This window comes from Rhizobium sp. B21/90, assembly GCF_019355815.1.
GTDB lineage: Bacteria > Pseudomonadota > Alphaproteobacteria > Rhizobiales > Rhizobiaceae > Rhizobium > Rhizobium rhododendri.
Genome location: NZ_CP072162.1, coordinates 3054191 through 3068312, shown reverse-complemented (window position 1 = coordinate 3068312; position 14122 = coordinate 3054191). Strand labels below are relative to the sequence as shown.

At 56.8% G+C, this 14122-nt stretch carries 21 protein-coding genes and 1 tRNA gene; 6 read left to right on the top strand and 16 right to left on the bottom strand.

Annotation, left to right across the window (positions count from 1 at the left end; translation table 11 throughout):
* Positions 1-101 precede the first annotated feature (101 nt).
* From J5278_RS14875 to J5278_RS14865, 3 genes are all read left to right on the top strand, one after another.
* Positions 102-176: transfer RNA gene (locus J5278_RS14875), tRNA-Gln, on the top strand.
* Positions 177-380: 204 nt separating this feature from the next.
* The gene (locus J5278_RS14870; protein ID WP_209183054.1) at positions 381-1244 is read left to right on the top strand and encodes a hypothetical protein; all 864 of its coding nucleotides are present in this window, start codon (positions 381-383) and stop codon (positions 1242-1244) included.
* Positions 1245-1389: 145 nt separating this feature from the next.
* Positions 1390-1539: a hypothetical protein gene (locus J5278_RS14865; protein WP_219258283.1), complete on the top strand. Its 150-nt coding sequence runs from the start codon at positions 1390-1392 to the stop codon at positions 1537-1539.
* 485 nt (positions 1540-2024) lie between these two features.
* Here the strand turns inward: J5278_RS14865 and J5278_RS14860 are convergent, their stop codons facing one another.
* The 3 genes from J5278_RS14860 to J5278_RS14850 are packed head-to-tail and all read right to left on the bottom strand — an operon-like array spanning position 2025 to position 2874.
* Positions 2025-2255 (bottom strand): hypothetical protein, encoded by a 231-nt coding sequence (locus J5278_RS14860; RefSeq protein WP_209183055.1) that lies wholly within the window; start codon positions 2253-2255, stop codon positions 2025-2027.
* Positions 2255-2473, bottom strand: a complete 219-nt coding sequence (locus J5278_RS14855; RefSeq protein ID WP_209183056.1) for a hypothetical protein — start codon at positions 2471-2473, stop codon at positions 2255-2257. The genes J5278_RS14860 and J5278_RS14855 overlap by 1 nt, the downstream gene beginning before the upstream one ends.
* Positions 2473-2874, bottom strand: coding sequence for a hypothetical protein (locus J5278_RS14850; protein ID WP_219258282.1), 402 nt, complete (start codon positions 2872-2874; stop codon positions 2473-2475). Before J5278_RS14850 ends, J5278_RS14855 begins: the two co-directional genes overlap by 1 nt.
* A gap of 115 nt (positions 2875-2989) precedes the next feature.
* Between J5278_RS14850 and istA the strand changes: the two genes are divergently transcribed.
* Together istA and istB are read left to right on the top strand one after the other, a co-directional pair.
* Positions 2990-4510, top strand: a complete 1521-nt coding sequence (gene istA / locus J5278_RS14845) for an IS21 family transposase (protein WP_209187055.1) — start codon at positions 2990-2992, stop codon at positions 4508-4510.
* Positions 4500-5294 carry an IS21-like element helper ATPase IstB gene (gene istB, locus J5278_RS14840; protein ID WP_167130286.1) on the top strand — a complete coding sequence of 265 codons (795 nt, stop codon included), beginning with the start codon at positions 4500-4502 and terminating at the stop codon, positions 5292-5294. Before istA ends, istB begins: the two co-directional genes overlap by 11 nt.
* Positions 5295-5308: 14 nt before the next feature.
* Here the strand turns inward: istB and J5278_RS14835 are convergent, their stop codons facing one another.
* The 13 genes from J5278_RS14835 to J5278_RS14775 form a co-directional block, all read right to left on the bottom strand.
* Positions 5309-5515: a hypothetical protein gene (locus J5278_RS14835; protein ID WP_209183099.1), complete on the bottom strand. Its 207-nt coding sequence runs from the start codon at positions 5513-5515 to the stop codon at positions 5309-5311.
* A 93-nt stretch (positions 5516-5608) separates the two neighbouring features.
* The gene (locus J5278_RS14830; RefSeq protein ID WP_209183100.1) at positions 5609-6112 is read right to left on the bottom strand and encodes a hypothetical protein; all 504 of its coding nucleotides are present in this window, start codon (positions 6110-6112) and stop codon (positions 5609-5611) included.
* Between the two features lie 75 nt (positions 6113-6187).
* Positions 6188-6472 (bottom strand): DUF2293 domain-containing protein, encoded by a 285-nt coding sequence (locus J5278_RS14825; protein ID WP_209183101.1) that lies wholly within the window; start codon positions 6470-6472, stop codon positions 6188-6190.
* Complete coding sequence (locus J5278_RS14820) at positions 6469-6675, bottom strand: hypothetical protein (RefSeq protein ID WP_209183102.1); 207 nt, start codon at positions 6673-6675, stop codon at positions 6469-6471. Before J5278_RS14820 ends, J5278_RS14825 begins: the two co-directional genes overlap by 4 nt.
* A gap of 9 nt (positions 6676-6684) precedes the next feature.
* On the bottom strand, positions 6685-6879 hold the full coding sequence (locus J5278_RS14815) for a hypothetical protein (protein WP_209183103.1): 195 nt from the start codon (positions 6877-6879) through the stop codon (positions 6685-6687).
* A 139-nt stretch (positions 6880-7018) separates the two neighbouring features.
* The gene (locus J5278_RS14810; protein ID WP_209183104.1) at positions 7019-7801 is read right to left on the bottom strand and encodes a hypothetical protein; all 783 of its coding nucleotides are present in this window, start codon (positions 7799-7801) and stop codon (positions 7019-7021) included.
* Between the two features lie 217 nt (positions 7802-8018).
* Positions 8019-10283, bottom strand: a complete 2265-nt coding sequence (locus tag J5278_RS14805) for a tape measure protein (protein WP_209183105.1) — start codon at positions 10281-10283, stop codon at positions 8019-8021.
* 10 nt (positions 10284-10293) lie between these two features.
* The gene (locus tag J5278_RS14800; protein ID WP_209183106.1) at positions 10294-11922 is read right to left on the bottom strand and encodes a terminase large subunit; all 1629 of its coding nucleotides are present in this window, start codon (positions 11920-11922) and stop codon (positions 10294-10296) included.
* Positions 11919-12308 (bottom strand): phage terminase small subunit P27 family, encoded by a 390-nt coding sequence (locus J5278_RS14795; protein ID WP_209183107.1) that lies wholly within the window; start codon positions 12306-12308, stop codon positions 11919-11921. The genes J5278_RS14800 and J5278_RS14795 overlap by 4 nt, the downstream gene beginning before the upstream one ends.
* Positions 12305-12619 carry a phage head closure protein gene (locus J5278_RS14790; RefSeq protein ID WP_247749757.1) on the bottom strand — a complete coding sequence of 105 codons (315 nt, stop codon included), beginning with the start codon at positions 12617-12619 and terminating at the stop codon, positions 12305-12307. Before J5278_RS14790 ends, J5278_RS14795 begins: the two co-directional genes overlap by 4 nt.
* Entirely contained in the window at positions 12619-13032 is a 414-nt protein-coding gene (locus J5278_RS14785; RefSeq protein ID WP_209183108.1) for a DUF3168 domain-containing protein, read from the bottom strand. The genes J5278_RS14790 and J5278_RS14785 overlap by 1 nt, the downstream gene beginning before the upstream one ends.
* Positions 13032-13451, bottom strand: a complete 420-nt coding sequence (locus tag J5278_RS14780; RefSeq protein ID WP_209183109.1) for an HK97-gp10 family putative phage morphogenesis protein — start codon at positions 13449-13451, stop codon at positions 13032-13034. Before J5278_RS14780 ends, J5278_RS14785 begins: the two co-directional genes overlap by 1 nt.
* Positions 13441-13743, bottom strand: a complete 303-nt coding sequence (locus J5278_RS14775) for a head-tail connector protein (protein ID WP_209183110.1) — start codon at positions 13741-13743, stop codon at positions 13441-13443. The genes J5278_RS14780 and J5278_RS14775 overlap by 11 nt, the downstream gene beginning before the upstream one ends.
* Before the next feature lie 166 nt (positions 13744-13909).
* Here J5278_RS14775 and J5278_RS14770 point away from each other — a divergent pair, with 166 nt between their 5' ends.
* Positions 13910-14107, top strand: coding sequence for a hypothetical protein (locus J5278_RS14770; RefSeq protein WP_209184140.1), 198 nt, complete (start codon positions 13910-13912; stop codon positions 14105-14107).
* Positions 14108-14122 lie beyond the last annotated feature (15 nt).

The window sequence follows — 14122 nt, the reverse complement described above, 5'->3', positions numbered from 1 at the left end:
ACATCAGAAAAATATGCTGTCTTGCAAAACTTAGTGATTGTGACGGCGGCTCCGCTTTGCTAATCAGGCCTCGGTTCGGCGACACGGTCGCCCGACCATGCTGGGGCGTCGCCAAGCGGTAAGGCAACGGCCTTTGATGCCGTCATACCCTGGTTCGAATCCAGGCGCCCCAGCCAGCGACTTTTTATATAACAAAAACAGACGCATAAGGTTCATTAGTAAGCACTAAGTGTTACATTGTAGTGTTTGTTACACTTGGTCTATGTCGGGCTTGATGCATCCAACTCCTTCCTATCTTCAGCTTGGGTTAGCCAAGCTTTGACACCACTGCAATTTCCTAGTTTAAATTGAGTTAATGCACTCCTTGATTGGGCATCGGCATGTCGGCTTTATTGACAGTGACATCGGCTAATTCGCGGCGCATTCGAGCGTTTCGCGCCTCTATGATCGACTCTTTGCCTCGCGTGCCCAATAACAAAGAAACATTGGCAGCGCTTTGGGACGCACCTGTTCGTGAAGTAATACTGGATTTCCTTACGTGGCGGCAGCGCTTTGTTCCTGCTCGCCCGCGCATGGTAAGATTTTGGTCAGGAGGCGTAACGGAACAATCTCTTACAGCGTTACGATCAGAGATTCTTCCGCTTCTAAAAAAAGCAGCTGCAGGTGGGGATCTTACACCGCATCTCTCAAAACTCGTGAATACAAAAGGCCTTGTTCTCTCCGGTGCCAATCCTGATGATCAGCGCAAACACTTGGATGGTGTGCTTATCAGAAACGGCCTCCATCATTTCCATATAGGAACTGAGGCACGTGACGGCACGGTTGCTAGAAGCGACCGCCTTGTCTTCGCTCACGTGTTGAAGGACGAATTTCGGGTAGTCTCAATCTCGGACCATGACGCGTTCGAATTCGGGACCGACGAGCATGAGCGGTTCTTTTCAATATGCCAAAATTATATTTCAAAAGACTTGAAAGCTGGCGAGGCGTTCATGGTGAACCCAGTCATGTCGTCGGGGCATGATATGCAACTTACGCTCTTCAGCAGGCAATGCGAGGCTGAGATCGCTAGCCGCGACCCAACGCTCGACGATCCTGCAGCTATAGATCGATTATATGACACTTCGCCTTTAGCCGCTCGACCTAAAAAAGTCAGGTTGGCGTGGCATTTTGAAGATCTGAAATTCGGATTGCTCGAAAAACAAACGCGAAAGTTCTTTTGCATCTACCCTTTTTTTGACAGGTGAAGCGCTCGTCTAAATTCCTACCCAACGCATCATCAAGAACTCATGCCGTTTGAAAAATTCAAACCGCCGACAGTTTTAACGTTCTGCGTAAGTGCCCGTTGATTAAATCGGGCTAGAAGGCAACCTAGTTCTAGGGAGGCACTTAATGAGTATAAGACCCGCGGCCAATGGCGAATTTGAAGTCGTGAACGACGAGACCGGCAAGGTTGTTTTCGGTCCTGACACCTACGACGAATGCGTTTATTGGATAGATCCAAGCAAGCGCCCCAAGGGCCCCAAGGGCCCTGGGTTCTGAGCCGGCGATGTTGAGTTCATTGCTACTTCACTAGCGGGAGCCATGTCCCGCTAGTTGGTCAGCACCACTTAAGCCTAACGATTTCAACGAATTTTCCATGCTGTCGTATTGGAATCTATCTTCGGCTGCGTCGTGCTTCCTTTCTTTTGGCCCCCGTCGTTAGCCGTTGGTCAGAATGTGTGAACTCATGACAAAGTGACTATTCATACTCAGTTCGACGGCCTGTGCGATACAGGCAACAGCCCAATTTTTGAGGACAGCCGCAATCTTGTAGGCATAAAAAACTGTCACGGGCTCCGCTCATCTCACTCTTTGTTGGTCATCGCCCTAGCTTCGTTCGTCGCATCGCGAACTATCAAGTCGATGGTGCCAATCATCACGTCGTCTGCCTCTTTCGCTGTGAGGCCTTCGTATTTGCTTTCCATCGTAGCTCCAAAAGTGAAAACGGCCCGCCGTAATTGGCGGGCCGTGCGCTCGAGCTGATGTTACAAACCGTTCGCCATCACGTCGATGAGGATTTCACGAAGCTCGCGCTTCGTAGCCTTCCGCAAGCCAAGGGCGACAAGGTGGGCCCTCACATAGCATTCTGCTTCGTCCCAATCCGGGGCTTCGTCGGCCTGACGAGTGAGGATCTCGGCGCGCTTTGCGGCGAGGGGATCGTCCATAGTTCGATGCGCACCTGAAACCATGCTTTTCAGTTCAGGGGAGAGGGCCATTATGCGCTCCCCTTCGCCGCCTTCGGCATTTCGGAAATTAGCATCCGCGCGACACATTCAACCGTCATGCCGCCCTTCTGCGTTGCCTTGTGGTAGAGCTTGCCGTTTACCTCGCGGTAGACGTATACAACCGGAGCGGTATTTCGGAGAAGCTCATAGATGAAACCGTCGATTGCGCCCGTTTCAATCAAGGGGCCGTGGGTGCTGGCGACGGACATTACGCTGCCTCCTTATGTGCCGGGTGAATAACATGAACAATGTCAGCGTTTTCTTCATGGCATGAGAAGACGAAGAACACCGGGCCGTCCGGCGTGTCATGAATACTCATCTCAAGCGTGGAATCTTTATGTGCGATAAAGCGCGGTGCCGCATCGTCGCCACCGTCGATCATGCGACCGAAGGCGGCAAGCACCAAACCACCCTGGGAACGGCGCGTGAGCCAGTGAGAATTATAGGCTACAGGGTTGAGGTTAAACGCCGTGCCGTCATCGCCTGCCAGCGGCTCAACGATGTTCTTCGGGGTTTCGATGCTGTTGCTGATGCTGGCCGGGTGAACTCCCTCAACTACCTCGTCGTAGTCCCTATGTGCCAGCACTACCAAGCCGTGCGGTGAGTTCATGTATGTTGGTTTCCACGCAGAACTGAGCCGGTTAGGCGCATAATTTCCATTGAGAATTGAGCCATGTGAACCTTCCCCCAACGCGGCGAGCGACGGGGGCAACGGAGTGATCCACATGGGACTTTTAAACATCATCCGTCGGATGGCGCTGCGTGAGAAGCAGTCGATCCGGGAGATCAGCCGGCGCACCGGGTTGTCACGCAACACGATCGCGAAGTATTTGAATGCGGGCACGATTGAGCCGACGTTCACGGTACCGGAACGACCGAGCAAGCTTGATCCTTTTGCCGATAAACTATCTGGCTGGCTGAAGACCGAGGCCGGGAGGTCGCGCAAGCAGCGCCGAACCTTGAAGCAGCTTCATGCCGATCTGATGGCTCTCGGATTTACCGGCTCCTATGGTCGGGTTGCCGCGTTCGCCCGTGACTGGCGGACTGAGCAGCAGACAGCGGGCCGCGGCATATTCATTCCTCTGTCTTTCCGCCCAGGCGAAGCGTTCCAATTCGATTGGAGCGAAGATTATGCCGTGATAGGCGGCGAGCGCACGAAGCTGCAGGTCGCCCATATCAAACTATCACACAGCCGGGCATTTCTGGTCAGGGCCTATCTACTGCAAACGCACGAGATGCTCTTCGACGCCCACTGGCACGGGTTCCGTGTGTTCGGCGGCGTGCCTGGCCGCGGCATTTACGATAACATGAAGACAGCGGTCGATCGTGTCGGTCGTGGCAAGGAACGGCAGGTCAATATCCGTTTCCTCGCGATGACGAACCACTACGTCTTTGCGCCCGAGTTCTGCAATCCCGCCGCGGGTTGGGAGAAGGGTCAGGTCGAGAAGAATGTCCAGGATGCCCGACCGCGGCTGTGGCAACAGATGCCGGACTTTCCGGATCTGGCGGCATTGAATGCCTGGCTGGAACAGCATTGCCAGGACCTGTGGCGCGACACAGCGCACGGCACCTTACCCGGCACGATCGCGGATGTCTGGGCTGATGAGCGGGCAGCATTGATGTCGCTCCCCGCCATGTTTGATGGCTTCGTCGAGCAGAGCAAGCGCGTCTCGCCGACATGCCTGATCACCTTCGAGCGGAATCGTTACAGCGTGCCAGCATCGTTTGCGAACCGGCCCGTCAGCCTGCGAATCTATCCCGAGAGACTAGTCGTTGCGGCCGAGGGCAATATCCTATGCGAGCATGAGCGCGTCATTGAGCGCAGCCACGACAAGCCGCCGCGAACGATTTACGACTGGCGACATTACCTTGCCGTCATCCAGCGCAAACCCGGTGCCCTGCGCAACGGTGCACCCTTTCTGGAACTGCCGGTGGCCTTCAGACAGTTGCAAGATCAGATGCTTCGCCGCCCCGGCGGTGATCGTGAGATGGCCGATATTCTGGCCCTTGTCCTTCATCACGACGAACAGGTCGTCCTCAGGGCTGTGGAACTGGCCCTGGATGCGGGGGTGGCGACCAAGACGCATGTGCTGAACCTGCTGCATCGGCTGATCGACGGCAAGACAATCGATGGTCCCGACATCGATACGCCACAGGCGCTGACCTTGGTGCGTGAACCCGAGGCCAATGTCGAACGCTATGATGGCCTACGCGCCAGGATCGTAGGGGGTCGCCATGCGTCATGACCCCGCAAGTGCTGCCGTCGTCATCATGCTACGGAGCCTGAAGATGTATGGCATGGCCCAAGCCGTTACAGACCTTATCGAGCAAGGGGCTCCTGCCTTTGATGCGGCCGTGCCCATCCTGTCACAGTTGCTGAAGGCCGAGATGGCCGAGCGCGAGGTCCGCTCCATCGCCTATCATATGAAGGCCGCTCGCTTTCCTGCGTACAAAGACATCTCCGGCTTCGACTTCGCTGCCAGCGAGATCAACGAGGCCACCGTGCGCCAACTGCACCGATGCGAGTATATGGATGGGGCGCAGAACGTTGTCCTAATCGGTGGCCCTGGCACTGGAAAAACGCATGTTGCGACCGGTCTTGGAATCCAAGCGATCGAGCATCATCGCCGAAAGGTCCGCTTCTTCTCGACCATCGAACTGGTCAATGCTCTCGAGCAGGAGAAGGCCAAGGGCAAGGCGGGCCAGATCGCGGAGACCCTGGTGCGCCTCGATCTGCTCATCCTGGACGAGTTGGGATACCTGCCGTTCAGCGCCTCAGGCGGAGCGCTGCTCTTCCACCTGTTGAGCAAGCTCTACGAACGCACCAGCGTCATCATCACCACCAACCTCAGCTTCAGCGAATGGGCAACAGTCTTCGGCGACGCCAAGATGACCACGGCTCTGCTCGACCGTCTGACCCACCGTTGCCATATCCTGGAAACAGGAAATGACAGCTTCCGCTTCAAGGCCAGCTCGGCTGCAGCAGCGCAGAAGAAAGGAGAAAAAGCCAACCCCTTGACCAAACCCTGATCAAAAAACCATACTCAGAGGTGGCTCACTTCTCGGTGGAAAAACCGGCTCAGTTCCGCGTGAAAACCAACATTCATGTATTCGATATGACTGTAACTGGTGTCAATGTCACTGACCGGGCCTGAAAGGGATTTCACATAAGCCATGTATTCGTCATGACATAAGGTGTCGTGGGTATACGTTGCGGCAAATACCGTAACCGTGCTATTTTCGAGCGTCATCGCGATTTCCTTTCGATGTTGCGATGCTTAAAACTGCGGGGCGGCCAAGCGGTGCCTGAGAAACGTTGCTTGGCTGTTCCCATTTCTAAAGGGCTATTCGCCCGACGCCCTCGTCTGAGGGCGGGTGTTGCGGACGCGAGTGTTGAGCCGATCGCGCATTTTCTTAAGATGCTCTAGATCGTCCAGAAACTTGTTCGCGTCCGTGCCGGTAAGCTGTGGCTTTTGGATTTCACTAATCCGCGTCTCTAGCTCACGTCGCTTATAGACTGCGATGTCCTGGGCAAGGGTCTCGACCACTTCCTCAAGGACGCTGAGCACAAGTTCAGCTTTACCGAGTGAATTGAACGCGGCGTTGAAATCATCCTCGTCAATGTCAGCGACATCGGCAGGCTGTATCCCCTTGTCATCTTCGAAGCTCCACCACTCATTGCCGAGAATGAGGTAGTGTGCGCCGAAACCGGTGCGCCGGTCCTCAGCCATGAATTCAGAGAATGGCTTTCGGAATACCGAGGTGTTCAGTTCTCGCTCGCGTGCGAGGTTTTTATCCCTCTTTCGTTTCCGAGACTCCCGTTTGTAGTCTGCCCACGACTTTCGCATAACCGTTACTCCTCTCGCTGGACAACTAATGTCCAAGAGCATTGGACATTACAAGTCCAATCGATTGTCCAACGGCTAATTCGTGGCTTTCGTCCAGGTCGCCAGCATCGCATTGATTTTGGGCTGAACACGCCGCAATGCCTCTTTGCGATCCACTCCTTCCAATAGGAGTTGATCGTAGTCAGTCAAGCGATGTCGGAGCGTCGTCTGCATGACGATGCCCACGGCCTTGCCTAGCGACACGCGGCTCCAATCCCTCTTTGCGATCTCGGCGACGAAGTAGCGCACGGCGAAGTCAGGGCAGCCGGGATGCTCACGACGTATGTGCTTTTCGATGGTCGCATCCTTGAACCTCGTCATGGCCCATCCCGCCGACGGTTCTTAACAGCGTAATAGATGCAACTGGCGATCTCGTTGGCCCGTCGCTCCACAGTGACGAATTCCCACTCTTCCTGCGGCATCTCTCTAATGGACACGAACGCTTCAGAAAGCATTTCTGAGATCGTGGTTACTAGCAGGCGGTCGGCCTCTTTGACTGTGAGACCCTCGTAACGATTGGACATCGAGGATCCTCACGCCGCAACGAGCGTTAGAACAGGTCGCTCGCGATAAGCGCAGTAGATCGGCCATACGCCAAGCTCGCCAAGAACTTCGATGATCCGGGTGCGCAACTCGTCGGGCGCTGCCGGATCGAACGTCCGTGCAATCTCTTCGAGCTGATCGACCTGGTGATGGTAGGTGTCTGAATTGATGTAGGTAGGCTGCATGTCGGTTGTGGTCCCCACGCCCATGAGCGGGCAAGGGATTCATGAATCATAGTCGATCCATTTGCAAGCGTGAAGTATCTCAAGTTATTGATAACAATACGAAATAAGTAAGTGCTTACTTACTGTTTCCAGAAGTCGGCTAATTGCCGGGCGCAATGCAAAGGCGCTTCAGCGACCCTGAGATGAAAGAGATTTTCCCGGTGCCAAGGAGTGCTGAGGTGGCGTTGGTAGACTTCTGAAGGTAAGCAAACCAACCGTGGCCGTCATAGAGCGTGCCGAGGTAAGACTGAGTCACCCGGACGATATTGGCAGCCCGAAGCTTTCCCCCGGCCTTGGACAGCGCGACATCAATCGCCGCGAGGTGTTCTTCGGTGAATGACGTGGGAACAATGACACCATGGAGGTGAAGCCGTCCGACCGGAGAGACCTCAAAGGTGAATGCGTAGGGTAATGACACGCCCGTCGCCTTCTTCAGTTCCCTGTTGATGTAATGAGACATCTGGCGAGCCGGGTCGGCATTCTGCTCCAAAGTGCCCTGAAGGCGTGATGAGAGGTTGAGCGTGAAAGAGATTGCGCCTGCTTGATCTGCGGCGACGAATGCGCGTGCGAGCTTCTGGTAAGCCCACAACTTCCGCCAAGGCAACTTGAAGATCGGCAGCGTCGCCGCGACCGCTTCATTGAGCTGCTTGCTTTGTCGAGGGGTAGATGGAGAGGTTAAGGGTGTGAGGGGTGATGAAGTGGAAGGTGAAGGAGTAGGGTGGGGAGTGCCTACTAGCGACGATGCATCGAACCGCGCTGCAATGCCTGCGCTCGCAGCGACTTTGCCCGTTTGAGCGGGGCCGGATTTTGTCGCAAAATTGCACGCGCCAACGTCGGCAAGGGCGCGGTCGAGTGAGGCGATAATGTCTGCGAATTGATCCATGGCTCGGCTCTAAATCTTCAAAGCCGCGAGATAATGGTTGACCAAATAGGAATGTTATCCTATAAAGTCATCACTGTCTTGAAGCGGCAGTATCTCCCGCCCTCGGTGTTTCGTCCACACCGGGGGCATTCTCGTTATAGCGCAAACCGTGGCGAAGTGCCCCGGCTTCTGCATCTAGCCATCATACCGCATTTTAGAATGTAAGTGAATCCTCACCTCAGCGGTTGCGGGAGGATAGGTAGTTTCCCGGACGGCTCTGCCGACGCAATTCGTCTGCAACGGCAGTGCGCATGGTAACTTCCATCTGCTTGCTCATCTTAGCCGCCAAGTCAGCATTCTGCTCCGGGGTTCCTGCGCTCCCGTTCACGGTGATCGGTGCCGAGATGGAAATTTGCTGCGAAGGTGAGGCATTGCTGTTCGCGGACTTCAAGTCGGGCTTGCGGATCGATGGCGCACTACCGACAAAACCTCCTAAAGCGAAACCCTTCAATGCACCTTGATGCATGGCTTCAAGATTGCCGACACCGATCTTGCTGGTAGCCTTCTTGCTCATGACGTATTCACCCTTGTGGACAACGCCAGCCGGTTCATACTTGCCGCCATCGCCGGTATAGCCGCCTTTGTCGAACAGGCCGATGATAGACCCGCCCGCAGCGAGAGCCGCCTGTCCACCACCACCCAAACCGAACAATCCGCCAAAATTCTTGAGGGTGAAGATCTTGTCGAGCACATTGTTCAAGATCGCATCGCCGATCTTTGCCAAGGCGTTTGAAAGAGCTTCTGCACCGCTCTTGCCGCTGGCAAGGTCGGTGATTAAGCCCTTCGTTGCATCACGGGCCGTGCCAATTGCTGCCTCTGCGGAGCGCTTCACCTCGTCCTGCTTTTCCTGAAGCTCCTTGGCTGCCGCGCTGGCGTTTCCGTATGCCTTCGCCGCCGCATCGATTTGCGAAGCCATTTCGGGCGTGACGGTCTTGTTCGCCTTTTGTGCGGCGTTCATAAGCTGTTGCTTAGCTTCCGCCGTGGCGACAGCCCGGCCGTAATCGTCAACGAGCGGATTGAGCGCAGCCTGGGCAGAGGTCGCGGCCTGCAACGCGCTCGTGCGGGCCTGCAGCTGCTGAAGCTCACTGGCAAATCCGTCGCGCGACTTTCCACCACCACGAGAGCCACTTCCTTTACCACCACTCGCCGGGACAGCGTAGTCGGCAAGACTGATGGGTTTTACAACCTCCGCTGCTGCCTTAGGTTTCACCGTGAGTTCAAGCGGGGCCTGTTTAGGTGCAACCGATGCCCTGATCTTTTCCGCAGTCAGTGCGCCGGTAAGGCTGCTGTCCTTAATGATCGCATCGATAGCGGTCTGTCGCTTCTGTGCTGCCGTTCCACTGCTGCTGGTGCCGAAGGCATCATCGATGCGGCTTTGCACCGCGTCCTGGCTATACATACCGCCGACCTTGACCGTGTCGCCGGGGACAAGGGACATGATACCCTTGCCGAGACTTCCAAGGCCGCTGATCGAACCGATCTTGCTCGCCCATGCGTTCAAGGTTGCGATGCTGTTGTTAACGGCGGTCGTGACGGCTTCGATCTGCTTGATCAGACTGTCAAAGTTTACAGAGGAAATCTCTGCCGCGACTGTATCGACGATGCCAGAGAACTGCCTTGCCGCTTCAGCAGACGTGTTAAACTTGCCAGCGGCATCGATAAGCACATTTTGAAGGCGAACAAAACTTGAGGAAATGGTCGTCTCAGAGTTCGCGACCTGCGACTGAAGAGTCGGCATACCGGCGAGGAAGGCCCGGAAGAATGCTTCAGAGGAAACCTTGCCATCCTTCACAAGCCGGGTGAGGCCAGAGACCGAGCCGCCCGCTTCGGTCATGCCAGCGGCAACTGCCTGAAGCAGCGGGCGTGCCCCGTCGATAAGCGAGTTAAATTCTTCGGCCTGAATCTTGCCGCCGCCGAGTGCCTGCGAAAGCTGAAGCAGCGCCCCGGCGCTTTCAGTGGCCGACTGACCCGAAACGCGCATTGCGAGAGAGACGCCATCGGAAAACTTCAGCATGTCCGCCTGATTGGCGTTCAAATCCTTAGCTGCCCCGGAGACACGGCTGTAAAGCGTCACCAATGCTTCAAGAGGGGTGGCGTTCTTCTGGGCGCTGGCGAACAGGGCGTCATAGACGCCGGTCAAATCCTTGCCAGCCAATCCGGTGGTCTTGAGCTGGTTCTGAATTTTGATCGAGCTGTCGATCATATCCTGGGCAGCCTTTGCAGACACAATGCCAGCAAAGATGCTGCCGATGCCGCTCAAAGCGTTCCGGATGCCAGCGCCAGTGTTGGCGAACGACTGCTCGATCTTCGAAGCCGACTGCTTGGCGCGGCTCTCCATCTGCTGAAAGCTATTGCTGGTCACGCTTTTCGCGCGGGCCATGTCCTTCTCATACTTCGTCAGGCGCGCCTCAAGGCTTACAAGAAGCCGCTGTTCATCACTCATTTCAATATTCCTATGCTGCTTCTGACCAGATGCGGTCTAATTCGTCGGGGTCCATGTCGAGGATTGAACGCCGGTTATCGTTCGCAGCCGCACGCGATACGGCCATGGCTGCGGCAACCGCGCCGTCGATGCGGTCGGTCTTCCTGCCCTTGTGCATTCGCACGAGGCCGGTGTCGTTTCGCGTAGCGACAACGCTATCAAAGTGATGGCGAAGGACCGGGTGCCCGTTGTGGCGGATCATGCGACCGTTCACCGTGCGCTCAAGATCGCCGATGGCCGGACCCATGGTGAGCGGCCCCTGCCGCATTTCGATAGCGGGTAAGCCGTCATCGTGAAGACGCTGCATGGTCATTCGGGCAAGGTGCGGGTCGAAGGCGATTTCCTGCACGTTGTCGTTGTCGGCGCAAATCTCGCGAATGTGCTGTTCTACGGCCTCCGGTTCGATAACCGGCCCGTCAATCACGGTAATCAAACCTTCGTCGCGCCACTGCTCGTATGGCACGCCGTCACGCTGGGCGCGGCCCTTCAGGTCTTCGCCTGGCACAAAGAACCACGGATGCACCGCGATACGTCCATCGTCATGTCGCCAAGCGCAGACAACGGCAGTCAAATCGCCGTTCACTGACATATCGACGCCTAGGAAGCAGGGCAGGGCAGCAAGCTCGGCAAGATCGAAATGCGGATCAAGACCAGCATCATAGGTCGTCATGTCGAAGATCGGGTCGCGGGAATTCGCCTGCCACATATTGAGGTTGAACTGTTGGAACGCAAAGCGCTCGGCAGGCCGGTCGGCTGCTTCCTTGGCAGCGGTGCGAAGCGCGTTAAGGTTCGGAAACCCATTTGCAAGGCCGGGGTTACAACGATGCCAAACGGCCTCATCTTGCCAATCGTCGCCGGGTGCCGCTTCGAAGATGATCGGAAGATAGGCCGGGTTGTCGATCTCGCCAAGCGCGACACGCCTGGCGTAGTCATATTCGGTGAAGCCAAGGTTTTCGGAGCCGCGCCCGGCAGTCGTGGCGATGACCATAAGCGTGCCGCTGGTCTTCACCATACCAGACTTCAGGGCTTCCCATAGGTCGCGGCCCTTCCAGACGTGGATTTCATCGACCAGCACGAATGCGGGCGTCTTGCCGTGTTGGGCAGCGCCGTCGCTCGAAATGGCCTGAAGCTCGACGCCTTCGGACTTGAACGCGATCTTCTTCGCGCTGTTATGGGCGTCATAAATGCGGGTCGCAGCGACAAGGCGCTTGTCCATACGGACGATGTTCGCCGCTTCCTTGAAGCCAAGTCCGGCTTGCTCACGGTCGGACGCGGCAAAGATGACCTGTCCGGCTGGAACGCGCTCCGGGCCGATGGTGTGAAGCAGGGCGAGGGCAGCGGCAAGGCTAGTCTTGCGATTGCCGCGCGGGATCATCCAGAAGACAGTTTCGACAATACGGCGTCCGTCCGGGTGACGGGGTCCATAGATGCGCCGAACAATCCGCTCCTGCCAATCGTGAAGCTGGAAGGCGGACTTCGGCTCTGTGCTGTTCGGGTGCCTCAGCAATCGAAGAAATTGCACGGCACGTTCACCATGCCCGAAAGGGTCATCGATCGAACTGCCGTTGAAGATCCAAGCCGGGTAGGTGCTAGCCATCATCGCACCTTCAGCGGATTATCGCTGTCGTCGTCATCGTTCGCAACACCACCGACGCGGGCGCGCGATACGGGCGAGAGGCCATATTCGGCGGCAAGCTGCCGGGCGGTCTGCATTGCCTTGTCCTGAAGGCGGCAGAGTTTCAGGTCGATCTCGCCGGAGGCGCGAAGGGCATCCTCGATCTCACGGACAAGGCCACGGGCGCGGCAGTAGTCTTCGACGCCACCCAAGTCGCCAGGCGTGACGATGCCGCGCTCGATCAAGCCGGGCATGATCCGCTTCCATTCGGCACGGGCAAAGGTCGAAAGTGCCTTCGGTGCTGAAGGCGCCTTCGCCAGAGCGTTGCTATCGCGAGTAACGGGCGGCTTAACTCCGCGAAGATGGGTCATGACGTGGCAACCGCCCTCAATTCGAGGGCACGACGCCTGCCAATTTCGGTGATTTCCTTCAGGTCGTAGACCGTGTCATTGCAGGTGACGCGGTCGGCGGTTGTGATGGCAGGCAGATAGCGGACGCGGAAAACGACGCTGCCGTTCTCTGCCTCGCCGAAGCCGGTGAAGAATTCGGTCGCCGACTGCGTGACGATCTCGGCACGCACCGTGGCGACATTCGTCCAATCGTTGGACACGCTGCCGGACGGTGCGACGATCTCGGTCTGCCGTTCGATGGCGATGGTGCGATCAAGCTTCCCGGCGCGCATTATACGATCCACCGGACAAGAGCTTCGACAGAGAGGACGCCGTGACCATAAGAGGGGTCGGGGTCGCGCGGATAGACGGCGCGAGTGATGCGAAAATGATCGCAATAACCGCCTTCGATGGTCATGATCTTGTCGAGCGCGGTCGTGACGGCGAAGGCAATCTCCCTTGCGGCATCCTCGCCAGAGCCCAACGTCCAGACATGCAGGTCGAGCGATACCCACGCGGCGCGCTGGGCGGTGTAGTCGCGTCCGTGAAGTTCGGTGCTGCCGTTGCTCATAATGATGCACGGCGTCTTGTCGGGGCGCGATCCACCAGCCCGAATATGGTCGGCAGGAACAAGCGTTGCGACTGCCGGGTCGGCTATCAGGGCGCTGCGGATGGCCGTCTGAAGGGCGAGGGTGGGTTCGATCATTACTGTTTCCAAGCGTCTTTGACTGCCTTCTTGGCAGCACGATTTATGCGGTCCTGAAGGCGCTTACGAAGCAGCCTGTAGGCAGGCCAAAAGAACGGCTGCGCCTCGCTATGTGCGGTTCCAAATTCGACCAAATGCGCGTAGCGAACTTCCTTGTCGCCAGCCGTCACGATGACTTCGGTTTCTCCGGCGACACGAGATCCCCCCGGCTGCGAGTAGGCAGGCGTGGTATGACCAGGCATGGTGATGGCGATGCTGTTGATTAGCGCGCCGGTATCGCGGGAGCTTTCGGCAAGATGCTCCTGGGCGTCGGCAAGCTCATGCGCGGACGCTACCAGGGCCGGGATGACGGCCTTACGGGGTGCTGCCTTGATGCGGTCGAAGGCTTCGAGCGTCTCTTTCAAGCCGTTACTCACCATTGCCGAACCACTCTTCGCGGTAGGAGTCGGCTAGGCTGATCACGCCGTAGGGCGCAAGCTGCATGGAAATGCCGAAGGCAACGGCCTCGCGTTGCTCGTAATAGAACGCGACCAGCTTCAGCACGGCGAGCTTCAGGTCTGCCGGAACGGGATCGAAGTTGGCGAGCTGCTTGCCGATGTAGTTACCAAGCCAGACTTCAGCCGCATCGATATAGAGCTGAATAAGCTCGTCGTCGGTCGTGCCGTCAATGTTCATGTGAAGTTTCGCAAGCGAAAGCGTGACGCTGCTCATGCGTTTTCAGCCTCTTCAGAAAAAGTTATATTCGGGGTCTCTTGTGCGGTCCCCCATGCGCCGGTCTCCCGCGCATGGCGCAAGTTGAACACCACCCCGGCGGGAACTATATTGATCATGTGAGCCCGAATTCGCTGACAGAAAGACCCGGCAAAAAGGATTTCATATGCCATTGGACCCAAAGAATCTTAAAGACATTGATATTGATGCACTGCGAGAGCTCCATCGTTTGAGCCGTAAACCAGGGCCGTCGGCTGACCTGATCGCCTATGCAGATTTGTGGGCGTTCGGGCTGCTTACAGGCGGGCATTCTCACGCGGAGATCACGGAAGCCGGGCGCGAATATCTCAAGAAACATTGGTAGTAGAGCACTCCTGCC